21 protein-coding genes and 1 pseudogene are annotated in these 23017 nt (G+C 71.7%); 6 read left to right on the top strand and 16 right to left on the bottom strand.

The window, feature by feature from the left end; translation table 11 throughout:
• The gene (locus C3489_RS09535; protein WP_103781327.1) at positions 1-2961 is read right to left on the bottom strand and encodes a UPF0182 family protein; all 2961 of its coding nucleotides are present in this window, start codon (positions 2959-2961) and stop codon (positions 1-3) included.
• A 164-nt stretch (positions 2962-3125) separates the two neighbouring features.
• Between C3489_RS09535 and C3489_RS09530 the strand changes: the two genes are divergently transcribed.
• Positions 3126-3665: a PPA1309 family protein gene (locus C3489_RS09530; RefSeq protein ID WP_103781326.1), complete on the top strand. Its 540-nt coding sequence runs from the start codon at positions 3126-3128 to the stop codon at positions 3663-3665.
• Positions 3666-3671: 6 nt separating this feature from the next.
• Here the strand turns inward: C3489_RS09530 and C3489_RS09525 are convergent, their stop codons facing one another.
• The 4 genes from C3489_RS09525 to C3489_RS09515 form a co-directional block, all read right to left on the bottom strand.
• Complete coding sequence (locus C3489_RS09525; protein WP_103781325.1) at positions 3672-4766, bottom strand: PDZ domain-containing protein; 1095 nt, start codon at positions 4764-4766, stop codon at positions 3672-3674.
• Positions 4767-4837: 71 nt separating this feature from the next.
• The gene (locus C3489_RS38615; RefSeq protein WP_181139600.1) at positions 4838-5002 is read right to left on the bottom strand and encodes a hypothetical protein; all 165 of its coding nucleotides are present in this window, start codon (positions 5000-5002) and stop codon (positions 4838-4840) included.
• 119 nt (positions 5003-5121) lie between these two features.
• On the bottom strand, positions 5122-5583 hold the full coding sequence (locus C3489_RS09520) for a molybdenum cofactor biosynthesis protein MoaE (RefSeq protein ID WP_103781324.1): 462 nt from the start codon (positions 5581-5583) through the stop codon (positions 5122-5124).
• 250 nt (positions 5584-5833) lie between these two features.
• Positions 5834-6946, bottom strand: a complete 1113-nt coding sequence (locus C3489_RS09515; RefSeq protein ID WP_103781323.1) for an SDR family oxidoreductase — start codon at positions 6944-6946, stop codon at positions 5834-5836.
• Between the two features lie 193 nt (positions 6947-7139).
• Between C3489_RS09515 and C3489_RS09510 the strand changes: the two genes are divergently transcribed.
• Both C3489_RS09510 and C3489_RS09505 read left to right on the top strand, forming a co-directional pair.
• A complete protein-coding gene (locus tag C3489_RS09510) occupies positions 7140-8588 on the top strand; it encodes a zinc-dependent metalloprotease (protein WP_103781322.1) in 1449 nt (482 codons plus the stop codon).
• Positions 8585-9106: an NUDIX hydrolase gene (locus tag C3489_RS09505; protein ID WP_103781321.1), complete on the top strand. Its 522-nt coding sequence runs from the start codon at positions 8585-8587 to the stop codon at positions 9104-9106. The genes C3489_RS09510 and C3489_RS09505 overlap by 4 nt, the downstream gene beginning before the upstream one ends.
• A 74-nt stretch (positions 9107-9180) precedes the next feature.
• Here C3489_RS09505 and C3489_RS09500 read toward each other — a convergent pair whose 3' ends face one another.
• The 4 genes and pseudogenes from C3489_RS09500 to C3489_RS09485 form a co-directional block, all read right to left on the bottom strand.
• On the bottom strand, positions 9181-9936 hold the full coding sequence (locus C3489_RS09500; protein WP_103781320.1) for an AIM24 family protein: 756 nt from the start codon (positions 9934-9936) through the stop codon (positions 9181-9183).
• A 17-nt stretch (positions 9937-9953) separates the two neighbouring features.
• A complete protein-coding gene (locus C3489_RS09495) occupies positions 9954-10634 on the bottom strand; it encodes an AIM24 family protein (RefSeq protein ID WP_103781319.1) in 681 nt (226 codons plus the stop codon).
• Between the two features lie 12 nt (positions 10635-10646).
• Positions 10647-12369, bottom strand: a pseudogene (locus C3489_RS09490) (TerD family protein).
• Positions 12370-12501: 132 nt separating this feature from the next.
• On the bottom strand, positions 12502-13098 hold the full coding sequence (locus C3489_RS09485; protein ID WP_103781318.1) for a M48 family metallopeptidase: 597 nt from the start codon (positions 13096-13098) through the stop codon (positions 12502-12504).
• A 288-nt stretch (positions 13099-13386) separates the two neighbouring features.
• On the opposite strand from C3489_RS09485, the gene C3489_RS09480 reads away from it, so the two are divergent.
• The gene (locus C3489_RS09480; protein ID WP_103781317.1) at positions 13387-14610 is read left to right on the top strand and encodes a ThiF family adenylyltransferase; all 1224 of its coding nucleotides are present in this window, start codon (positions 13387-13389) and stop codon (positions 14608-14610) included.
• Positions 14603-15973 (top strand): AarF/ABC1/UbiB kinase family protein, encoded by a 1371-nt coding sequence (locus C3489_RS09475; RefSeq protein WP_103781316.1) that lies wholly within the window; start codon positions 14603-14605, stop codon positions 15971-15973. The genes C3489_RS09480 and C3489_RS09475 overlap by 8 nt, the downstream gene beginning before the upstream one ends.
• Positions 15974-16016: 43 nt before the next feature.
• On the opposite strand, the gene C3489_RS09470 is transcribed toward C3489_RS09475, so the two are convergent.
• From C3489_RS09470 to C3489_RS09450, 5 genes are all read right to left on the bottom strand, one after another.
• Positions 16017-16238, bottom strand: a complete 222-nt coding sequence (locus C3489_RS09470; protein WP_103781315.1) for a hypothetical protein — start codon at positions 16236-16238, stop codon at positions 16017-16019.
• A gap of 171 nt (positions 16239-16409) precedes the next feature.
• Entirely contained in the window at positions 16410-16733 is a 324-nt protein-coding gene (locus C3489_RS09465; RefSeq protein ID WP_103781314.1) for a hypothetical protein, read from the bottom strand.
• Positions 16730-17098 (bottom strand): WhiB family transcriptional regulator, encoded by a 369-nt coding sequence (locus tag C3489_RS09460; protein ID WP_103781313.1) that lies wholly within the window; start codon positions 17096-17098, stop codon positions 16730-16732. Before C3489_RS09460 ends, C3489_RS09465 begins: the two co-directional genes overlap by 4 nt.
• Positions 17099-17271: 173 nt before the next feature.
• Entirely contained in the window at positions 17272-17598 is a 327-nt protein-coding gene (locus tag C3489_RS09455) for a hypothetical protein (RefSeq protein ID WP_103781312.1), read from the bottom strand.
• A 164-nt stretch (positions 17599-17762) separates the two neighbouring features.
• Positions 17763-19982, bottom strand: coding sequence for an ATP-dependent DNA helicase UvrD2 (locus C3489_RS09450; protein ID WP_181139598.1), 2220 nt, complete (start codon positions 19980-19982; stop codon positions 17763-17765).
• Positions 19983-20189: 207 nt separating this feature from the next.
• Between C3489_RS09450 and C3489_RS09445 the strand changes: the two genes are divergently transcribed.
• Positions 20190-20432 carry a mycoredoxin gene (locus tag C3489_RS09445; protein WP_103781408.1) on the top strand — a complete coding sequence of 81 codons (243 nt, stop codon included), beginning with the start codon at positions 20190-20192 and terminating at the stop codon, positions 20430-20432.
• An 83-nt stretch (positions 20433-20515) separates the two neighbouring features.
• Here C3489_RS09445 and nudC read toward each other — a convergent pair whose 3' ends face one another.
• Positions 20516-21457, bottom strand: a complete 942-nt coding sequence (gene nudC, locus C3489_RS09440) for an NAD(+) diphosphatase (RefSeq protein ID WP_103781310.1) — start codon at positions 21455-21457, stop codon at positions 20516-20518.
• A 150-nt stretch (positions 21458-21607) separates the two neighbouring features.
• A complete protein-coding gene (locus tag C3489_RS09435) occupies positions 21608-23011 on the bottom strand; it encodes a dipeptidase (RefSeq protein WP_103781407.1) in 1404 nt (467 codons plus the stop codon).
• Between the last annotated feature and the right edge of the window lie 6 nt (positions 23012-23017).

The following is a 23017-nucleotide window of genomic DNA, read 5'->3' as shown; positions in this document are numbered from 1 at the left end:
TCAGCCGCTGCTCGGCGAGGCCGTCGGCTTCGGGGGCGCACTGCCGGTGGCCCCGGGCTTGGGACTCGCGCTCGGAGCGCCGGCGCCGCTGCCGCCCCGCGCCCCCTGGCTCGCCTTGGACTGGGCCTCCTCGGCCCGCTTCAGCGCGGCCTCCAGGTCCTTCTGCGCCTGGCCGTACGCCTGCCAGTCGCCCTTCTTCAGGGCCTCCTGACCCGCGTCGAACGCCTTCTGCGCGTCGTCCAGCGCCTGCTGGACCGTCGGGTTGCCCGTCGTCGGCGGCTTGGTGCCGGTGCCCTGGTCCGGTGGCTGAGTGGAACCGTTGGCTCCGAACACCTTGTTCAGGGCCTCGTCGAGGGTGTTCTCGAAGGCCGTGCTGCCGCCGTAGGTGACCAGTACCTTGCGCAGCAGCGGGTACTTGAGGTCACCGCCGCGGACGTAGACGGGCTCCACGTAGAGCAGTCCCCCGTCCAGCGGGACGGTCAGCAGATTGCCGTACTCCACCTTGGAGTCGCCGCGTTGCAGCAGGCTGATCGACTCGGCGATGGCCGGTTCGGAGTTGAACTGGCTCTGCACCCGTTTCGGTCCGTCGATCGTCTTGCCCGTCGGCAGCTTCAGGATGCTGATCCTGCCGTAGTCGCCCGACTGCGGTTCGGCGTTGACGGACATGAACGCGCTGAGGTTGTCGCGGCCGTTCGGCGTCATCGTCGTCGTCAGCGAGAACGCCTGCGCCTTCTGCCCCGGCAGCTTCATGCTCAGGTAGTACGGCGGCACCGCGTCTCCCGACTTGTTCGTCGGGTCGTCCGGGATCTGCCACACCTCGCTGCCGCTGAGGAAGGTCGTCGCGTCCTCCACGTGGTAGCGGGTGAGCAGCTCGCGCTGGACCTTGAACAGGTCCTGCGGGTAGCGCAGGTGCTCCATCAGGGAGGCGGAGATGTCGCTCTTGGGCTGGACCGTGCCCGGGAACGCCTTCATCCACGTCTTCAGGACCGGGTCCTTGGTGTCCCACTGGTAGAGCTTGACCTCGCCGGTGTACGCGTCGACGGTCGCCTTCACCGAGTTGCGGATGTAGTTGACCTGGTTCTGCTGGGCCACCACCCGCTGGTTGTTCGCGGCCGTCAGCGAGTCGGTCGTGGTGTCGCCGAGGGTGGTGCGCGAGGCGTACGGGTAGCCGTTGGTGGTCGTGTACGCGTCGACGATCCACTGGATCCGGCCGTCGACCACCGCCGGATACGTCACGCCGTCGATGGTCAGCCACGGGGCGACCGCCTCGACGCGCTCCTTGGGCGTGCGGTTGTACAGGATGCGCGAACCGTCGCCGATCGCGCCCGAGTACAGGATCTGCGGCTCGCCGAACGCCACCGCGTACGCGGCGCGGTTGAGCGGGTTGGCCAGGTTCACACCGCTCTTGCCCTGGTAGCGGGTGGTCTTCTCCCCGCTGTCGTCGGAGTAGTCGATCTCCTCCTGGGGACCGCCGACGATCGAGTACGTGGTGGTCTTCTCGCCGTAGTAGACGCGCTGCTGGTAGGTGCCCAGGTCGCCCTTGGAGGGGAGGTCGTACTCGGTGAAGACCGGCCGGCCCTCGGAGTCGGCCTCGGTGCCCTTGGCCGCGACGACGCCGAAGCCGTGCGTGTAACGGAAGTGGTCGTTGATCCAGTTGTGCTTCGGAACGCCGTTGAGGTTCAGCTCCCGCAGACCGATGACCGTGTCCTGGACCTTGCCGTCCTTGGTCTTGTACCGGTCGACGGCCAGGTTGGACGGGAAGCCGTAGTAGTTGCGCACCTGCTGGAGCTGCTGGAACGTCGGACCGACGACGTTGGGGTCCATCAGCCGGATGCTCGCGACACTCTCCGCGTCGTCACGCAGTTTCGTCTTGTCGCCGGTGGTGCTGGTGCCCGAGTACTCGCTGACCTGCGTGTCGTCGATGCCGTACGCCTCACGCGTCGCCTTGAGGTTCTTCTGGACGTACGGGGCTTCCTTGGCCTGCTCGTTGGGCTGGACCTGGAACTTCTGCACGATCGCCGGGTAGAGCCCGCCGATGAGGATCGCGGAGAGCACCATCAGGCCGAAACCGATCACCGGCAGCTGCCAGGTGCGCCGCCACAGGGTGGCGAAGAACAGCAGCGCGCAGATCACGGCGATGCAGAACAGGATCGTCTTCGCGGGCAGGTACGCGTTGGCGTCGACGTACCGCAGACCGGTCCAGTTGTCGGTCGCCTTGAAGTCGCTCGACTTCACTGCCAGTCCGTACCGGTCGAGCCAGTAGGCGACCGCCTTCAGCGTGACGAACACGCCGAGCAGCACCGACAGGTGGCCGGTGGCCGCGGCCGTGGCGCGCGCTCCGGGGCTGGTGACGCGCAGCCCGCCGTACAGGTAATGGGTGAGCGCGGCGGCGATCAGCGACAGGATCGTGGCGGCGAAGCCGAAGCCGAGCAGGAAGCGGTACCAGGGCAGGTCGAAGGCGTAGAAGGCGACGTCGAGGTGGAACTGCGGGTCCTTCTGGTGGAAGGGCACCCCGTTGACCCACATCAGCCAGGTGCGCCACTGGCCGGCGGCCGAGGCGCCGGCGATCAGGCCGACCAGGGCGGTGATCCCGAGCAGCAGCCACTTCTTGTAGGGCGCGATGCCCATCCGGTAGCGGTCGAGGCTCTGCTGCTCCATCGACATCGCGCTCAGCGGCGGGCGCAGCCGGTGGGCCAGCCAGATGTTCAGACCGACGGCGAGGGCCATCAGCAGGCCGAAGACGAAGAACAGCCCGATCTTGGTCCACAGGGTGGTGGTGAAGACCGAGGAGTACTTCACCGACCGGTACCACAGCCAGTCCGTCCAGAAGCCCGCGAACATCGTGAACGCCATGCCGAGGACGGCAAGGACGCCCAGCGTCGCGAGCAGGGTCCGGACACGCCGGGACGGGCGGCCCACTCTGATCCGCGGCCCCGTAGGGCCTCCGCCGCGGTCCGGCATCTGGAAAGCCAAGGTGCGCACCTCGAAGTTCGCTGTCGTCTCGTCAGGCCCGCGTGTTCGCCGGCCCTCCGTGGCCCCCCGTGATCGCGGGCCCACACCTATGCAACTTACTCACCGTTTACTCGGTTCCCGATTTCGGCCGGGAACGAGGCAGGATTGTGACCATGTCCAACACTCCCATGGCGGCGAACCCCCTCACCCGGGCCGTGCTCGAAATCGACGAGTACGCCTCCGGCCTGGGCTGGGACCAGCCCGCCCGCCTCTTCGCCCTCGTCGACACCGCCCAGCTGCGCGCCCAGGAACCCGCGCTCGCCGACCAGCTCGGCCTGGGTGACGACGAGACCACCGGCCTCACCCCGATCGAGCAGGACGAAGTGGCAACGGACCGGCCGCTCGATGAGTTCCTGGCCACCATCGCCTGGCCCGGCGCGGTGGCCGGCTGCGCGCTGACCGTGGAGCGGCTGATGCTGCCGCCGTCCGCCGAGGCCCAGGTCCCCGAGGGCCTGAGCGAGGCGAAGCTGGCCAAGTGGGTCGCCGAGCACCCCGAGCGCCAGGAGGTGCGGATGACGGTCGCGGTGCTGCGTGACGGCGCGCGCGAGTCCGCGCTGCGGCTGCGCGAGAAGGACTCCCCGACGGAGGTCCTCACCGGCCCGGACCTGGTGCCGGGCCTGGCGGACGCGCTGGCGGCGACGTTCGAGGAGTAGTCCCGGCTACTGGGCGGCGCAGCTGGGCAGGTCGTCCGTCCTGCCGCTGCGGATGTCCTCCAGGGCCTTCACGGCGTCGTCGATGGTCCTCACCTTGACCAGGGTGAGGCCGTCGGGGGTGTCCTTGGCGGCGGACGCGCAGTTGTCGGCGGGCGTGAGGAAGTACTGGGCGCCCTTGTTGCGGGCGCCGACGGTCTTCATCTCCACGCCGCCGATCGGGCCGACCTTGCCGTCGTCGTCGATGGTGCCGGTGCCCGCGACGAACTTTCCGCCGGTCAGGCTGCCCGGCGTGAGCTTGTCGTAGATCCCGAGCGCGAACATCAGGCCGGCGCTCGGGCCGCCCACGTCGGCGAGCTTGATGTCGACGGTGAACGGGAACGTGTGGTCGGTGCCGGCCGAGATCCCGACGATGGCCCGCTTGGAGCCGGAGTCGTCGGAGGCCTTGGTGGTGATCGTCACGTCCTTGGTGGCGGTCGCCTGCCGGTGCTCCTTCTCGGCGGCCGCCTGCTCCTTCGCGGGCACGATCGTGAAGACGACGTCCTGGCCGGGCTTGTGCTTCGTGACCAGCTTGGCGACGTCGGTGGGCTGCTTGACCGCCGTACCGTCGACGGCCTTGATCACGTCACCGGCGTGCAGCCTGCCCTCCGCCGGGGAGTCCTTGATCACCGTGGAGACGATCACCCACGACTGGACCGGGATGTTCAGCTCCTTCAGGGCGGCGACCTTGGCGCTCTCCTGGGACTGGCTGAACTCCTCGGCGTTCTCCTGCGTGGACTGCTCCTCCGTCTTGCCGTCCGGGTAGAGCGTGTCGTGCGGCACGACCTTGCTGTCGTGCGCGAGCCAGCCGTACACGGCCTCCACGAGGTTCATCCGGTAGTCGGCGCTGGTGACCCGCACGGTGGTCATGTTCAGGTGGCCGTCCGTGGGATACGTCCGGTGTCCGGAGATCTGCAGCACCGGCTCGCCGTCGTGCTCGCCGAGGGTGTTCACCGTCGGCCCCGGGGACATCTCCGAGTACGGCACGTGGATCAGCACTCCCGCGCACAGGAGTGCGATCAGCATCAGGGTGGAGGCGAGCATCGTCGCGGTGCGGCGTGGCATGGCACGACAGTACGGGACGTGTCTGTCGGAGCACCGTCAGGGCTGCTCCCGTGATCACCGCCGTGGCCGCCTCACGTGCCCGAGTGCGACTTCTCCATCGCCTCACGGAAGCGGGCATACCCGTCCAGCTCGGGGCCATCGCTGCGGACCCGGCGGGTCCGGTTCGCCCAACTGCCCCACAGACCGGCCACGACCGCGGCCACGAGCGGAATGAGCAACCAGACGAGCGCCCCCATGGCGACCTCCCGACCCCAACTGAGCGACCGCTACTGACTGATCAGCAGATTAACCATCCGCCGTGACAACGCTCACGCGAGGGGGTCGGTTACGCAACCGGACATCCGGGTGACGCTGCTCAGCAGGCCCCGACCCATTCCTCCGTACCGTCGGAGAACCTCTGGTGCTTCCAGATGGGGACCTCGTGCTTGAGGTCGTCGATCAGCTTGCGGCAGGCCTCGAAGGCCTCGCCGCGGTGCGGGCAGGACACGGCCACGACGACGGCCAGATCGCCGACCGCCAGATCCCCCACACGGTGGACCGCGGCCAGCGCCCGGACGGGGTACTCGGCGCAGACCTTCTCCGCGATCCGCCGCATCTCGGCCTCGGCGGAGGGGTGGCAGGAGTACCCGAGGGCGTCGACGTCGGCGCCCCCGTCGTGGTTGCGCACGGTCCCCACGAACAGCGCGGTCCCGCCGGCGGCGTCGTCCCCGACGGCCCGGAACACCTCGTCCACGGACAGCGCGGTGTCCCTGATGCCGATCAACCTGATGGGATCCACCGCGGCCTGCTCACCGGGATGGTCGTACGTGGGTGCCATGCCCCCATCGTGCCGTACCGCACGCCCATCCGAAATAGACGTTTCACCATGCACACGCGCGTGGGGGCTTGGAGCTACCTACGTAGCTGCGGGCAGTCGTGCCGCACACGCGCGTAGCTGCGGGCACTCGTGCCGCTGGGGCGGCACGGGTGGGCGCCGGGGTCCCCCCCTGCTCGAAGAGCTTGGGGGAGGCACCCCGTCGCGCCGGGCTGCGCAACCCACCTCCGGCCAGCTGCGGCACCGGGCGCCGCTAAACCCGGCGCCGCGCCTTCCGAGCCCGCCGCACCACAGCCGCCGCACCCAGCAGCGCGACCGTCGCCCCGGCCGCCCCCGCCGCCGTCGCGTCCTTGCGCCCCAGGCGCCGCCCGGCCACCGTGTGCCGCCCGGCCACCTCCTCCAGCAGCTCGGCCAGCACCTCCTCGTTCGTCCACTTGGGCCGCCACCCGGCGTCGTGCAGCCGGCTCCCGCTGACCACCCACGGGTACATCGTGTAGGCCAGGTCCCCGGCCGGCGACGGCGTCAGCCCGATCCGGTGCAGCCGCGCCGCCGCGCCCAGCGCGACCGCCGACGGCAGCTCCATCCGCCGGATCCCGCTGAGCTCCTCGACCTCCTCCTGCTCCAGCCACCCGTCACAGCCGACGGCCAGCTCCCCGTCGGCCTTCTCCAGCACGGCGTACTCCAGCGCGCTGCACAGGTCCTCCACGTGGCAGAACTGCCACGCCGGCCGCGACCCGGCCACCACCAGCAGCCGCGGCGACTCGAAGTACCTGGTCAGCGCGGTGTCCGTGCCCCCGACCAGCACCGCGGGCCGCACCACGGTGACGTTCAGCCCGGGATGCGCCCGGGGCGCGCGCCGCGCGAGCCGCTCGATCTCCAGCAGGTCCCCGACCCCCGTGGCCTCGGCCGTGGCCCGCAGCTCCGCGTCCTCCGACAGCGGCAGCTCGTTGTCCGGCAGCGCCCCGTAGACCATCGCGGAGGTGCACAGCACCACCCGGTGCACGCCGGCCGCAGCCGCCGCGGTCAGCACGGTCTGGGTCCCCCGGACGTTGTACGCCGTCCGGGCGGCGGCGTCGGACCCCAGATCGAGGTCGAGCGCCAGATGGACGACGACGTCCGCGCCGCGCAGCTTGTCGGCGATGGCGGGGTCCCGGACGTCCAGGATGTGCCACTGCGCCGCCTCGCACTCGCCGCGCCGTTCGTCGATGGCGATGACCTGCTTGATCTCCTCCGAGGCGGCGAGCCGCTCGGTGAGCAGCGCGCCGACGCCGGACGCGGCACCGGTGACCGCGACGACGGGCCCGCGCGCGGCGGGTGTGGTTGAGTGGTTTCGCGCTGCGCGAACCTGCGGATCTGGGGAACTCACCGGGCGTCTCCAGCGGTTGTCTTCATACGAGCGCAAATGACGCGTACGTACCAGGTGGCATCCATCCTGCCGCAGGCGTTCTCTCGGCGAAGCACCGAGGCCCGAACGGCTCGCGGTGTCTACGCTGGGTGGTGTTGTCGGGCAGTCGTGCCGCCGGGGAGAGAACCGGTGGCCTTACCAGCCGAGGAATCCCGTGAGTGACACCCCATTCGGATTCGGCCTTCCGCCGGAGGAGCCGGAAGACGGCGACGAGGGCAAGAAGAAGGACCAGCAGAGCGGTGGTGGTCAGGGACCGTCCAACCCCTTCGGTTTCGGGCTGCCCGGTGCCGGAGGCCTGGGAGGCGGCGCGGACAATCCGCTCGCTGCCATGTTCGGTTCTCTGAACCCCACCGACCTGGGCGCCGCGTTCCAGCAGCTGGGCCAGATGCTCTCCTACGAGGGCGGCCCGGTGAACTGGGACATGGCCAAGCAGATCGCCCGCCAGACGGTCTCCCAGGGCACCCCGGACGGCACCAAGGACGCCAGCGTGGGCCCCACCGAGCGCAAGGCCGTGGAGGAGGCCGTCCGCCTGGCCGACCTGTGGCTGGACGACGCGACGTCGCTGCCGTCCGGCTCAGCCTCCGCGGTGGCGTGGAGCCGCGCGGAGTGGGTCGAGGCGACCCTGCCCGCGTGGAAGGAGCTGGTCGACCCGGTCGCCGAGCGCGTCGGCGGCGCCATGGGCGACATCCTGCCGGAGGAGATGCAGGCCATGGCCGGCCCGCTGATCGGCATGATGCGCTCCATGGGCGGCGCCATGTTCGGCACGCAGATCGGGCAGGCCGTCGGCGTCCTCGCCGGCGAGGTGGTGGGCTCCACGGACGTCGGCCTGCCGCTGGGCCCGGCCGGGAAGTCCGCCCTGCTGCCGCTGAACGTGGAGGCCTTCGGCAAGGACCTGAGCGTCCCGCAGGAGGAGGTGCGGCTGTACCTGGCCCTGCGCGAGGCCGCCCACCAGCGCCTCTTCGCGCACGTGCCGTGGCTGCGCTCGCACCTGTTCGGCGCGGTCGAGGGCTACGCGCGCGGGATCAAGGTCGACACGGCCAAGCTGGAGGACGTGGTCGGCCAGTTCGACCCGCAGAACCCCGAGGAGCTGCAGCAGGCCCTTCAGCAGGGCATGTTCCAGCCGGAGGACACTCCCGAGCAGAAGGCCGCTCTGGCTCGTCTGGAGACCGCTCTGGCGCTCGTGGAGGGCTGGGTGGACGCGGTGGTCCACGCGGCCGCCAAGCCGCGTCTGGCGTCCGCCGACGCGCTGCGCGAGACGCTGCGCCGCCGCCGCGCCACGGGCGGCCCGGCCGAACAGACGTTCGCCACGCTGATCGGCCTGGAGCTGCGCCCGCGCCGGCTGCGGGACGCCTCCCGCCTGTGGGCCTCGCTCACGGACGCGCGCGGGGTCGACGGCCGGGACGCCCTGTGGGCGCACCCGGACATGCTGCCCACGGCCACCGACCTGGACGACCCGGACGGCTTCGTGCACCGCGAGCAGATCGACTTCTCCGAGCTGGACAAGATGCTCGGCGAGGCGGCCGGCGGCCACAAGCCGGACCTGCGCAAGAAGGACGAGAGCGCCGAGGACGGCAAGCCCGAGGGCGGCGACGAGACCGAGTGAGCCTGTACGACGACGCGGTCCTCGTCCTGAAGGGATACGAGGACCAGGAAGAGCTGCGCCAGGCTTACCTGGACCATCTCGCCGCCCACCCGGACAGCATGTGGAAGGCCTGTGAGGCGGGACACATCACGGCGAGCGCGCTGGTGATCGACCCGGAACACGGGCGGGTCCTGCTCACCCTGCACCGGAAGCTGCGCATGTGGCTGCAGATGGGCGGCCACTGCGAGCCGCAGGACGCCTCGCTGGCGGCGGCCGCCCTGCGTGAGGCGGCGGAGGAGTCCGGCATCGCCGGCCTGACGCTGCTGCCGGGCGGCCCGGTGCGCCTGGACCGGCATCCGATCCCGGCACCGTGCCACTGGCACTTCGACGTGCAGTACGCGGTCCTGGCCCCGGCGGGATCCGTGCAGCAGATCAGCGAAGAGTCCCTCGACCTGCGCTGGTTCGCCTACGACGAGGTGGCGGACGTGGCGGACGCCTCGGTCGTACGCCTGCTGGAGGCGACCCGGGCCCGGCTGTGACCGTCTGAGCCGGGCTACGACATGTAAGGGGCGGCCGCTTTAGGCGACCGCCCCTTACGTCTGCTCACCGGAGGTCAGCTCCAGACGTTGCCCTGGTTCTGCCCCCGCGCTCCGTGCTGCCCCATGCCGAACTGGGCCGCGAGGCCCTGCCCGATCTGCGCGTTCTGCGGCGGCAGCAGCTCGCTGGGCTGCACCAGCGCGAAACCGGAGCCCATGAAGCTGAGCTCCCAGCCCTCGCCGGTGCTCCCGCGCCGCCGCCACACACCCGAGGAGTGCGTCTGGGCCTGCATCTGCACGCGCAGCCCGGTGGACCAGGCGACGATGGCGTCGGCGTCGCAGTTGACGTACTTGTCGGGGGTGACCTGCATCAGCAGCGGCGCCCCGGACGTCATCAGGGCGACCTTGCCGCGCCCGGTGATGTTGAGCTGGTACTTCCCCGACCCGGAGATGCCGTAGAGGCTGTCGACGGCGATGACCTCGTGGTGCAGCGAGGAGTCCATGGCGAGGACGTAGGAGCTGTCGACGGTCAGCCCGTCCTGCTCGACGTCCATGACGTGGATGTGCTGGGCGAGGTTGGCGAGGTAGACCGTGCCCTGCCCGTGGCAGCGCATCAGGTCCAGGCCCTCGCCGGTGTACGCACGCGCGCGTGCCTGGTTGTTGCTGCTGTACTCGGCGTCGAACTCGACGAGCCCCTGGTAGGCGACCATCGTGCCCTTGCGGGCCAGGATGTCGTCGTGTCCCTCCAGGGCGACGCGCAGCATCTGCTTGTTCTGCAGGCTCCAGCGCTCCTGGGTCTGCGCGTCGTTGTGGGCGAAAAGCGGGCTCTGCATGGCTTTCTGGCTCCCCCTCAGCCCCGGATCCGGAGGCGGTCGGTGCTGTCCTCGCTGGGCTGGACGACGACGATGCCCTGGCCGGAGAAGGCCATCTGGTAGGCCTCGCCGCTGCCCCGGCCGATGAGCGACTGCGCCTTGAAGCTGCGCTTGCCCTTCACCTTCAGGTTCGGCGACCAGGCGACCAGCGCGTCCGGGTCGACGTACGTCTCGTCCTCGCCGCCGCCGCAGTCGACGACGATGGGCTTGCCCCGGGAGGTCAGCGCGACCCAGCCCTGCCCGGAGATCTTCGTGTTCCACAGGCCCTGCCCGGCGAACTTCGCCAGCCCCTTCACCCGCTCCACGCCCCAGGTCAGATGGGCGTCGAAGGCGAGCAGGTTGGTGGCGTTGACGGAGATGCCGTCGCCGTTGAGCTGGATGACGACGACGTTCGCGCCGTAGTCGGCGAGGTAGAGCAGGCCGTCGCCGGAGCACTTCATCAGCGGGGCGCCCTCGCCGGTGATCCAGTCCCGGGCGATCTGCCGTACGGCCGGCGGGTTGGGCTCGTACTGGATGAAGCCCTCGTAGGCGACCATCGAGCCCACGCGCGCGAGGAGGTCGTGCCCGGACTGCATGGCGACCTTCAGCATGTGGTTGCCGTGGTTCTCCATGCGCGCGGTGACGGGTGCGGGAGCGAAGCCCGCGAGCGGCTGGTTCATGACGGGCTCCCTCTAGACCTCGTACGGCTGGACGACGATGAAGTTGCCGGGGGCGCCCCGGAACTGGAGGTTGACGCTCTCACCGGTGTCGCCGGGGTAGGCGTTGCGGCGCATGCGCACCTGGCTGGAGACGACGACCTGGGAGGCGGCCGACCAGGCGACGACGGCGTTGCAGTCGGCGAACGTGGTCGGCGTGACCGGCAGGACGACGGGCGTGCCGTGCGTCTTCACCACGATCGTGCCGGTGCCCTGGAACTGCATGGTGAACAGGGCGCCGCCGGGGATGCCGTGGCCCTCGATGCGGCGGACCTCGTACTGCAGACTCTCGTCGAAGGCGAGGACGTTCTCCGCGGAGACGCAGACGGCGTCGCCCTGCAGCTCGATGGGGTGCAGCATCGTGGAGTTCTCGGCGAGGAACACCTGGCCCTGGCCGGTGCAGCGCATCAACTGCATCTCCTGGCCGGTGGCGTTGCCGACGATCCGGCCGGCGAAACCGGCGCCCTTGTAGCTGAAGTCCACCTTGCCCTGGTAGAGCACCATGCTGCCCTGCCGGGCGAGCACCGGCTGGCCGCCGATGCCGAGGTCGACGCGGATCAGCTTCTTGTTCTGCTGCGTCCAGCGCTGCCCGGTGGGCGTCTCCTTGAACTGCTGGAGCGCGGCGGCGACACCGGGGCCCTGGGGCGCGCTCTGCGGGGCGCCGTACGCCTGCTGGCCCGGGACCTGGCCGTAGGACGGCTGCTGGCCGTAGCCGGGGGGCGCGGACGGCTGCTGTCCGTATCCCGGCGGCGCGGGCGGCTGCTGGCCGTAACCCGGCGGCGGGGCGGGGGCCTGCGGGGCCGGGGGCTGGCCGTAGCCGGGGGGCAGCGGCATGGTCGACTGCCCCGGGTGCGGGCCGTGCGGGGCGTTCGGTCCCGCGTAGGGCGCGGGCGGCGGTGCGGGCGGCGGCACCTGGGTGCCGCCGGGCGGCGTCATGGGCGCGACGATGGTGGGCTGGGCGTGCACGGACGGCGCGGGGCGCCGGGGGCGGAGTGGCGCCCGGCGGGGGCGCGAATCCCTGCGCGGCCGGCTGCGGCGCGGGAGCGGGCGTCTGGGCCGGAGCGGGTGCCGCCGGGACGCCGAACGCGGGCGGGGCGGAGCTCTGTGCGGGCGGCGCGAAACCCGGAGCGGCGCCGGTCTGCGGCTGCTGCGGCGCGGCGGGCGCCTCCTCCTCCAGCACTTCGCCGCCGAAGTTCTTCAGCAGCGCGTCCAGTCCGCCGTCGAAGCCCTGTCCGACCGCGGCGAACCGCCAGATGTCCTTCAGGTAGATGTCGCCCAGCATCACGGCCCGTTCGGTGGAGAACTCCGCGCCGCTGAAGGCGTACCGGGCCACCTCCTCGCCGCCGGCGACGATGCGCAGATAGCCGGGGCTGATCTGCGACATCTGTCCGGCGCCGTCGATGGTCGCCGTGAAGGACAGCTTGTGGATGTTCGGGGGGATCTTGTCGAGCGTGACGCGGAAGGACTCCGTGTCGCCCGCCTGGGGACCCAGCAGCTGGATGGCCTCCTCGGGGGACTTCGGCTGGTTGAAGAAGACGAAGTACCGGTCGTCGGAGAGCCGTTCGGCGGCGTCGAGCCCGAAGCAGCTGATGTCGAAGGTCAGCCCGGGGGCCGAGATCTGCACGCCGACGTACAGATCCGTGCCCGCTGTGAGGTCACTGATCCTGGCCTTGTGGCCGCGTTGGAATTCCCTGGGCATGCGTTACGACCGTCCCCCATCCCGAATGTGAGTGCGTCGCGCCAGGCTAACGGCAAACGCCGACATCGGATGAAGCCGGTACAGACCCGCTACACAACGGTCGCCGGGCTGCTGCGCAGGCGGCGCGCGCGATCACTCTCCGCGCGCGCCGGGCACGTGCGGCAGCCGTTCGGCCGCGACGACGCCCTCCAGGTAGCCGCGGGCCCGCTCGGTGCGCGGGTAGGCCTCCAGCAGCCGCCAGAACCGCGGCCCGTGACCCGGCACCAGCAGATGGGCGAGCTCGTGCAGCAGGACGTAGTCGACGACGTACTCGGGCATGCCCTGCAGCCGGTGCGACAGGCGGATGCTGCCCTCGGCCGGGGTGCAGGAGCCCCAGCGGGTGTTCTGGTTGGTGACCCAGCGCACGGAGGTGGGGCGGGCGCGGCCGTCGAAGTACTGCTCCGACAGGCGCTCGGCGCGCTCGGCCAGTTCACCGTCGCCCAGTTTCCGCTTGCTCTCCTGCGCGGCCAGTTTGTCCAGCATGACGTCGACCCAGCGGCGCTCCTCGGCCTCGGACATGCGGGCGGGGATGAGCACGATGGTGCGGTCGCCCTCCCGGTAGGCGGAGACCGTCCGGCGTCGTCGGTTGCTTCTGCGCACCTCGATCGCGCTCGTCCCCGAGCCGCCGGTCGGCGGGCTCGTCGTACTGCGCTGTGGGGCTGCGGCGCGGTGCAGGGGGTCGGCGGACACGCCCCGACGTTACCCGTTGCACACGGCGGAAGTCCCGCCTCCCGAACGCTTCTGTTCCGGTGCCCCACCGTGCGCTGGATTTGTACGACCGATGTGTACGACAAGTACGACGAATCCGGTCGCCTGTGGATAACCGTCGGCGCCGGGCCGCGCAGACCGGCATGCTGGCAAGCGCCGGTGGGGCGAGGACACCCCCACGCCCCTGCCCCATCGGCACCGGCGGACTATCCGTGACATCACGGACATTCCTTCCATTTGTCGACCCTTCTCGGGCTACGGGGGCCTGCGATGCATCCAGTGGTGAAACCCGCGCTGCGGCGCGGCTGGCGCGATCTGAACACCGTGCAGTTCGGGATGACACCGGCGCACGCCATGACGCTCGGCCCGGTGGACACGGCGACGGGCAGCTTCCTCGAACTGCTCGACGGCACCCGCGGGCTGCCCCTGCTGCGCGAGCAGGCGCCCCGCATGGATCTGCCCGACGGCCATGTCGACCGGCTGGTGGAGCGGCTCGCCCGGGCCGGCCTGCTCGACGACGCGCGCGGTGGAGGAGAGGCCGCGCAGGCGTTGCGCGCCAAGAAGGACGTCCTCGACCGGCTGCGCCCGGACCTGGAGTCGCTGTCGCTGACGACGTCCGCACCGGGCGAGGCGCTCGCGCTGCTGGCCGCCCGCCGCGATCTGCGGGTGCAGGTGCGCGGCGCCGGGCGAGTGGGGTCGGCGGTGGCCGCGCTGCTGTCCGCCGCGGGCGTCGGCGAGGTCGACGTCCGCGACACGGGCCGGGTCGAGCCGTGGGACGTCGCCCCCGCCGGGCTGCCCGTGGACACGGTCGGCGAGCGCCGGGACGAGGCGGCCCGCCGCGCCGCACGCCGGGCCGCCCCCGACCGGCCGCCGCGCCGCACCCGCTCCCCCGGCGAGGACGGCGGGCCACCGCTGTCCCTGGTGATCATCGCCCCGCGCGACGACGTCGATGTGCACGCGCCCGCGCCGTCGGCGGCGGACGGCCTCGTCTCCTCGGGCATCCCGCACCTGTACGCGGGCGTGGTCGAAGCGACCGGTGTCGTCGGCCCGCTCGTCCTGCCCGGCGAGAGCGCCTGCGCGGGCTGTCTGCACCTGGACCGCGCCGACCGGGACCCGGCCTGGAACCGCATGGTCGCCCAGTGGCGGTCCGGACGGCGGCGCCCGGTGCGGCCCTGCGACCTCACCCTGGCCACCACGGTCGCCGGGCTGGCCGCCGCCCATGCGCTCGCCTTCCTCGACCGCGGCCTCGCCGCCGCGGCGGGCGCTCGCTGGGAGGTGTCTCTGCCGGGGCTCCAGTGGCATGCGCGACCATTGTGGCCACACTCGGACTGCCCGTGCGCGGCGGCGCGCAGCAGCTCGGGGAAAGACGAGGGGGAACACGCCTTAGAGGACGGGGGAGGGCACGAGACAATGTCTGTGCAACGGTCGTCGACTCAGGTACGCCGTCGGGCACGGGCGGCGCGGCCGGCTGGGACTTGGAGGGCGCATGTCTGATCTTCCTCGGAAGGCGGTCACCCGGACCGCCAAGCTCGCCGCGCTCCCGCTCGGCTTCGCCGGCCGGGCGACCTGGGGGCTGGGCAAGCGGATCGTGGGCGAGTCCGCGGAGATCGTCGGCCGCGAGCTGCAGCAGCGCACGGCGGAGCAGCTGTTCAAGGTGCTCGGCGAGCTGAAGGGCGGCGCGATGAAGTTCGGGCAGGCGCTGTCCGTCTTCGAGTCGGCGCTGCCCGAGGAGATCGCCGGCCCCTACCGTGCCGCCCTGACCAAGCTGCAGGACGCGGCGCCGCCGATGCCGACCCGCACGGTGCACGCCGTGCTGTCCGAGCGGCTCGGGGAGGACTGGCGCGAGCTGTTCGAGGAGTTCGAGGACAAGCCGGCGGCGGCGGCCTCGATCGGCCAGGTCCACCGGGCCGTGTGGCACGACGGCCGCGAGGTCGCCGTCAAGGTGCAGTACCCGGGCGCCGGTGAGGCGCTGCTCTCCGACCTCAACCAACTGAGCCGCTTCGCCCGGTTGTTGGGTCCGCTGATCCCCGGCATGGACATCAAGCCGCTGATCGCGGAGCTGAAGGACCGGGTGTCGGAGGAGCTGGACTACGGGCTGGAGGCGCAGGCCCAGCAGGCGCACGCGGAGGAGTTCGCGGGCGATCCCGACGTGGTCGTCCCGGCCGTGGTCCACCAGCGCGAGCAGGTCCTCGTCACCGAGTGGATGGACGGCATCCCGCTGTCGGAGGTGATCTCCGACGGCACCCAGGAGCAGCGCGACCGCGCCGGGCAGCTGCTGGCCCGCTTCCTGTTCTCCGGTCCCGCCCGCACCGGCCTACTGCACGCCGACCCGCACCCGGGCAACTTCCGTCTGCTGCCCGGCGGTCCGGACGGCGAGGACGACTGGCGGCTGGGCGTGCTGGACTTCGGCACGGTCGACCGGCTGCCGGGCGGACTGCCCACCCCGATCGGCAACTCGCTGCGGATGACCCTCGACGGCGACGCCGAGTCGGTCTACGAGCTGCTGTGCGCGGAAGGCTTCGTCAAGGAGTCGATCGAGCTGGACCCGGACGCGGTCCTGGACTATCTGCTGCCGATCATCGAGCCCGCCCGGGTCGAGGAGTTCACCTTCACCCGCGGCTGGATGCGCAGCCAGGCCGCCCGGGTCGCCGATCCCCGCTCCCCCGCCTACCAGCTGGGCAAGCAGCTCAACCTGCCGCCGGCCTATCTGCTGATCCACCGGGTGACGCTGAGCACCATCGGGGTGCTGTGCCAGCTGGGGGCCACCGTGCGGATGCGCGAGGAGCTTCAGGAGTGGCTGCCGGGGTTCGAGCCCGAGGACCCCGCGGACGAGGAGGCGTCGGCGGCTCAGGCGTAGGGGCGGGGGCGGGGGCGGGCGTGGGCTCCCGGGCTCGCCCTGGTCACCACCAGCCGGAGTCCAGGCGGCCCTCGATCGCCCGCAGGTTCTCCCGGGAGCAGGCGTCGCAGAAGTAGCGGCGGACGCCGTTCTCCACCGAGAAGGTCCAGGTCGCGGGCTGCGGCTCGGTGGCGGTGACACCGCACCGGGCACACACGGGCGGCCCGGGCCGGTCCGGTGGGCCGCCGTTGTCGCCGATGTCCCCGCTGCCGGGAAGGCTCGTCATCCGGCGACGATAACCCCCTGGCCGGATGATCGCCGGGCAAACGCCCGCGGGGGCCGGTCCGTGCGGAACGGACCGGCCCCCGCGGGAAGCCTCCCGGAACGGGAGGCCGCTGCTGCCGGGAGTGCCACTGGCTCGGCGGTGTCGGTGGCGGTGTGCCTCAGCGGCACCAGGTCAGTGCATGACCGCCATGGCGAGCGCGCGGCGGGCACGCAGCGAGGCGCGCTCCGCCCTGCGCTGCATCCGGCGGGCGGCCGCCAGGCGCACGGCCAGGCGGTCCCGCTCGGCCTCCCGCAGGCGCTCATGCATATGCGCACGTGCCAGGGCTTCTGGGATGAGTTGCATCTCACGGGTCCTGTTCTGGCGCGAGTCGGTCGCGCCGGTGGTGGTGACGTCTTCGATCACGGAGCTGGTGAGCTCGCTGGTGGACGGCTTCATCGGGGCCTGCTTCTTGGGGTCGTGCGTGAGGGGGCGGTCGATCGTTCCTGCGGTGTTCATGCCGTGACCGGGTTCTTGCGCGGGCGGCCACGCGGCCGCTTCCGGGCGACGACGACACCCTGCACGAACAGCTCGCCACCCCAGACGCCCCAGGGCTCACGCCGCTCCTTGGCGCCGGCGAGGCAGGCCTCGATCAGCGGGCAGGTGCGGCACAGGGACTTGGCGTACTCGACGTCCGCGGGCGACTCGGCGAAGAAGACCTCCGGGTCGTAGGAGCGGCACGGGACGGGTACGCCGAGGTTCTCGATGGCGTCGTCGAGCGCGGTGAGCGCGGTGAGCGGGGTCAAGGTGGAGTCCTCCGTGGAGCCGGGCTTGGGGATCGTGTCGGAAGGCGGTACGGACGGGGCGTGCGCTTCGAGTTGCACGGATCGTCTTCCTCGTCTGGTCGTTCCGGCCTGTTGGCCGGGGGGCGGCTGGTACCGGGTTCTTTTCTTGTCCCGAGGCCCCTTCGCTCCGCCGTCCCCGTTCGGGGAAAACAGAAGGGCCGCGGATCCCGGATGGGGTTCCGCGGCCCTGAAGGCGCCGGCCTGATCGAAGATCAGGCTGGATCACTCCAGGGTTCTGGCCCACGGAAGGCCCACATCTGGTGGTGGTGCGTCGTCTGCTTCCGGACACCGGCACCGGTCGCCGTAAAGGCATAGGCCTGAGCCTGCGCCACTACTGCCGCTTCCAGTGCCTTGGTCGGTCGCTCATCGCGCTCGCGGACAGGGAGACCCGCGAGGGCAACGGCGGACGCCGGACGCACGGCACGGATGCCGGACAGACCGGTGCCCGGGATCGAGGCGCCGAGCATGCACAGGGAGACGGCCGCGAGATCGGTCATTTTGGCCGTGGTGCTGGTGTTGTTGGCGTTGATGCTGATCACTGGACTCGCCTCCTCTCGGCGTCTCGTGGACCGATGTGCACCGGTCCGGCGGATATGCAAGTACAACACGGAATCAGCGCCTCCGAGAAGGCCGCTGCTCTCGTGCCTAAGAACCTATGGGGATTGCTGGGGCATGCGCAAACTATTTTTTCGACGAGTTGGCATCAGTCGTCGATCTCGTCTTCCGCAGGGCTCTCGACCGGGTCGCGGCCTGCGCAGATGGCCAGGACGTCGGCGCCGAAGCGGCCCAGCTTGCGGGCGCCCACACCGGGGATGCGGGACAGTTCCCGCTCGTCGTCGGGGACGGCCTCGGCGATCGCCATCAGGGTGCGGTCGGTGAAGACGCAGAAGGCGGGCTGGCCGCTGAGCCGGGCCTGCTCCGCCCGCCACTCCCGCAGCCGCTCGTACAGGCCCTCGTCCATGTCGGAGGGGCAGTCCTCGCAGCGCATCAGCTTCATCTCACCGGCGTCGGTGAGGGTGCGCCCGCACACCCGGCAGCGGGCCGGGGTGCGCACTCTGCGCCGGGGCGCGGCCTCCGCCGGCGCACGGCCGCCGCTGCCGAAGCCCCGCTCCACGCCCCCGGCACCGCCCGCACCGCCCCGGCCGACGGCGCCGGACGAGCCGGGGCGCAGCCCCTCCAGGAACCGGCTGGGGCGGCGGCTGGGACGGCCTCCGGGCGAGCGGGAGAGCGACCAGGACACGTGCAGCCGCTCGCGGGCGCGGGTGATGCCGACGTACAGCAGCCGGCGCTCCTCCTCGATCTGCTCGTCGGTGCGGGCGTAGGTGATCGGCATCATGCCCTCGGCGACGCCCACCAGGAAGACGACGTCCCACTCCAGGCCCTTGGCCGAGTGCAGGGAGGCGAGGGTGACGCCCTGCACGGTCGGGGCGTGCTGGGCGCCCGCCCGCTCGTCGAGTTCGGCGACGAGGTCGGCGAGGGTGGCGCCGGGCCGGGCGGCGGCGAAGTCCTGGGCGAGGTTCACCAGCGCGGCCAGCGACTCCCAGCGTTCGCGCACGGCACCGGAGCCGGCCGGCGGCTGCGGGGTCCAGCCCTCGCCGGAGAGCACGGCCCGCACCTGGGAGGGCAGGTCCACGGCCTCGTCGAGGGCGGAGTCGTTGCCGCCGAAGCGGGCCGCGCCGCGCAGCGCCATGCCGGCCTTGCGCACCTCGGGCCGGTCGAAGAACCGCTCGGCGCCGCGCAGCTGGTAGGGCACGCCGGCGTCGGCGAGGGCCTGCTCGTAGGTCTCGGACTGGGCGTTGGTGCGGAACAGGACGGCGATCTCGCTCGCCGGCACGCCCGCGTCGAGCAGCTCGCGGATGCGGCGCGCGCAGCCCTCGGCCTCGGCGGGCTCGTCGGTGTACTCGGTGAAGACCGGCTCGGGCCCCGGGGGCCGCTGGGAGATCAGCTCCAGGCGGTGGTCGGCGGCGCGGCCGCGGGCCTGGGCGAGCAGCCCGTTGGCGAGGTGGACGACCTGCGGGGTGGAGCGGTAGTCGCGGACCAGCTTGACGACCGTGGCGCCGGGGTGGCGCAGCCGGAAGTCGAGCAGATGGTCGGGGGTGGCGCCGGTGAAGGAGTAGATGGTCTGGCTGGCGTCGCCGACGACGCACAGGTCGTCCCGGTCGCCGAGCCACAGCTCCAGCAGCCGCTGCTGCAGGGGGCTGACGTCCTGGTACTCGTCGACGACGAAGTGCTGGTACTGGGCGCGGACCTGCTCGGCGATGTCGTGCCGGTCCTGCAGGACGGCGACGGTCAGCAGCAGCACGTCCTCGAAGTCGATGACGGCGCGCTGCCGCTTGAGGTCCTCGTAGGCGGAGTACAGCTGGGCGATCTCGGCCGGGTCGCGTGGGGTCTCCCGGCCGGCCTTGGCGGCGGCGAGCGCGTAGTCGGCGGGGACGGTCTGGGTGACCTTGGACCACTCGATCTCGGCGGTGACGTCCCGCAGCTCGCCCCGGTCCAGGCGGATGCGGCAGGCGGCCGCCGCGTCGGCGACGAGCTGGATCTTGCGGTCGACGAGCCGGGGCAGGGAGCCACCGATCGCTTTCGGCCAGAAGTACTGGAGCTGCCGCAGGGCCGCGGAGTGGAAGGTGCGGGCCTGCACCCCCTGCGCGCCGAGCTGGCGGAGCCGGCCGCGCATCTCGCCCGCGGCGCGGTTGGTGAAGGTGACGGCGAGCACGCTGGAGGGCTGCAGGATGCCGGCGCGTACCCCGTAGGCGATGCGATGGGTGATCGCGCGGGTCTTACCGGTGCCGGCGCCCGCCAGCACGCACACCGGTCCGTGCAGGGCGGTCGCCACCTCGCGCTGCTCGGGGTCGAGCCCTTCGAGCACCGCGTCCGGGGAGTCCGGTACCTGCGGGAAGAGGGTGGAGTGCGTTGCTGCTGTCACAGGACCATGCTGCCAGGCCGCCGGAGACGGGTGCGGCGGGTTGTCCACAGGCAGGGCTCGCAGTCGTATTAATGCGACGGGTCTCACGCCGGCCCCTGCGACCGGCGTCACCCCCGGTCCGGCACCCGCGGCGGGAATGGTGGCGCTTTCAAGTACGTTCTCCCCCTAGCGAGCGTGATCCCCGAGCCGCTGAAGGAGCGCGAAGACATGCTGGGCACTGTGACGATGTACAGCACCACGTGGTGTGGCTACTGCCGCCGGCTGAAGAGCCAGCTGGACCGCGAGGGCATCGCGTACACCGAGATCAACATCGAGCAGGACCCGGAGTCCGCGGCCTTCGTCGAGAAGGCGAATGGCGGAAACCAGACGGTGCCGACCGTGCTGTTCCCGGACGGTTCGACGCTGACGAACCCGTCGCTGGCGCAGGTGAAGCAGAAGATCGGCGTCTGAGCACCGCGATCACCGCGCGGCTCGCACAGCCGTAGAGACGAAAGGGCGGCCCCTGAGAGAGCTCAGGGGCCGCCCTTCGCGCGTCACACGCTCCGCGTCGGCAGCGGCTTGCCGTACCACAGCTCGATCAGGCGGGCGGCGATCGAGATGCCGTACGGCGGCATGACCTCGCCCGCCTCGAAGGCGGCGGTCAGCTCGTCGCGGGAGAACCAGCGGGCCTCGTGGATCTCGTCGCCGTCGACGTCGATGTCCGTGGAGGTGGCGCGGGCCATGAAGCCGAGCATCAGGCTGGACGGGAACGGCCAGGGCTGGCTGGCGACGTACTCGACCTGCCCGACGCTGACCCCGACCTCCTCGTGGACCTCGCGGCGCACGGCCTGCTCGATGGACTCGCCGGGCTCGACGAAACCGGCCAGCGTCGAGAAGCGGCCCTCGGGCCAGTGCACCTGGCGGCCGAGCAGGATGCGGTCGTCCTCGTCGGTGACCGTCATGATCACGGCCGGGTCGGTGCGCGGGTAGTGCTCGGCGCCGCAGGCCGGGCAGCGCCGGATGTGCCCGGCGGCGGCGATCACCGTGCGCTCGCCGCAGCGGGAGCAGAAGCGGTGGGTGCGCTGCCAGTTCTCCAGGCCGACGGCGTGCACCATCAGGCCCGCGTCGCGCGGGGAGAGCAGCAGACCGGCCTCGCGCAGCCCGGCGGGGCGCGCGGACTGGTCGATCCGGCCGGGCAGCGCGTCCTTCTGCAGGGCGAAGTAGCTGACGCCGTCCTCGTCGATGCCGAGGAAGTAGCGGTGCGCCTCGGTGAGAGGGGCCTCGAAGGACGGCGTCATGACGAGCTCGGTCCGGCCGTCGGGCGTCTCGTCGATGAGGACCTGGCCGCCGGACACCACGAAGCAGCGCGTCGAGGGGTGGCTCCACGCCGCCGCGAGCCAGGCCTCGTCGAGCCGGTGGTGGGCGGCCCGGTCGATGCCGCTGGGCGCGGTCAGCGAGATGGGTCGGTCGTCGGTGCGGTCGGTCCAGGTGGTCACGGGTGCTTCCAACTCCCCCGGTGGAACGGTTTGGGTCGGCGGGCGGTTCAGCGGTTCGTACGGCAGGCGGCGACCGGGTCCGGACGGGCGCGGCGGGCGGTCCTTACAGTGTGCCCCGGCGGGGCGGGTGCCCGGCGGGGTGCACCGGGTTCAGGGCACATCGGTCCGGCCGGCCGCGAGCTCGCCCCACAGGTACGCGCTGGTCTCGACGCCTTTGAGGAGCAGGTCCAGCTCGACCTTCTCGTTGGGGGCGTGCCAGCCGTCGGACGGGACGGAGATGCCGAGGAACAGCACGGGGGCGCCGAGGACCTCCTGGAGGTCGGCGGCCGGTCCGGAGCCGCCCTCGCGCGTGAAGCGGACGGGCTGCTCGAAGGCGCGGCTCATGGCGCGTACGACGGACTGCAGCGCCGGGTGGTCCAGCGGGGTCAGGCAGGGGCGGGTGGCGGCGCCGAAGGCGATCTCGTGGCGGATGCCGGCGGGCACCTGGTCGGCGGCCCAGGCGCGGACCACCTTCTCGATGTGCGCGGGATCCTGTCCCGCGACCATCCGGAAGGACAGCTTCACCATCGCCGAGGACGGGATGATCGTCTTGCTGCCGGGCCCCTGGTAGCCGCCCCCGATGCCGTTGACCTCGGCGGTGGGGCGGGCCCAGACACGCTCCAGGGTGGAGTAGCCGGCCTCGCCGTGGGCGGCGTAGGACTTGGCCGTGCCCAGCCAGCGCTGCTCGTCGAAGGGCAGCTCGGCGAACAGCTCGCGCTCGCGGTCGGTCAGAGCGACGACACCGTCGTAGAAGCCGGGGATCGCGACGCGTGCGTGCTCGTCGTGCAGGGCGGCGACCAGGCGGGCGGCGGCGGTGGCCGGATTGGGCACGGCGCCGCCGAAGGAGCCGGAGTGGATGTCCTGGTCCGGGCCGTACAGCCGGACCTCGCACTCGGCGAGGCCGCGCATGCCGGTGCACACCGTGGGGGTGTCCTCGGCCCACATGCCCGTGTCGGAGACGATCACGGCGTCGGCGGCGAGCCGGCCGGCCCGCTCCTCGACCAGGTCGCGGAAGTGCGGGGAGCCGGACTCCTCCTCGCCCTCGATCAGCAGCTTCAGATGCACGGCCGGGGCGGTGCGGCCGGTCGCGGCGAGGTGGGCGCGCACCCCGAGGGTGTGGAAGAACACCTGGCCCTTGTCGTCGGCCGCGCCGCGCGCGTACAGGCGCCCGTCGCGGACGACGGGCTCGAACGGCTCGCTGTCCCAGCCGTCCTCGCGGGCGGCGGGCTGCACGTCGTGGTGGCCGTAGACGAGGACGGTGGGTGCGTCGGGGTCGTCGGAGGGCCACTCGGCGAAGACGGCGGGTGCGCCCGGGGTCGGCCAGACCTCGGCGGTCGGGAAGCCGGTCTCCGTCAGCTTGGCGGCGAGCCAGTCGGCGCTGCGGCGTACATCGGGGGCGTGGTCGGGCTGAGCCGAGACGGACGGGATGCGCAGCCACGCGGCGAGGTCGTCGAGGAAGGCGGCACGGTGCTGCTCGATGTACTGACGGACGGCGCTGTCCGGGGTCTGGCTCATGGTCAC

The sequence above is a fragment of the Streptomyces sp. Ru71 genome (genome assembly GCF_002920535.1).
Lineage (GTDB): Bacteria > Actinomycetota > Actinomycetes > Streptomycetales > Streptomycetaceae > Streptomyces.
Note: the sequence above shows the minus strand (reverse complement) of the source record. Positions and strands in the feature narration are given on the sequence as shown.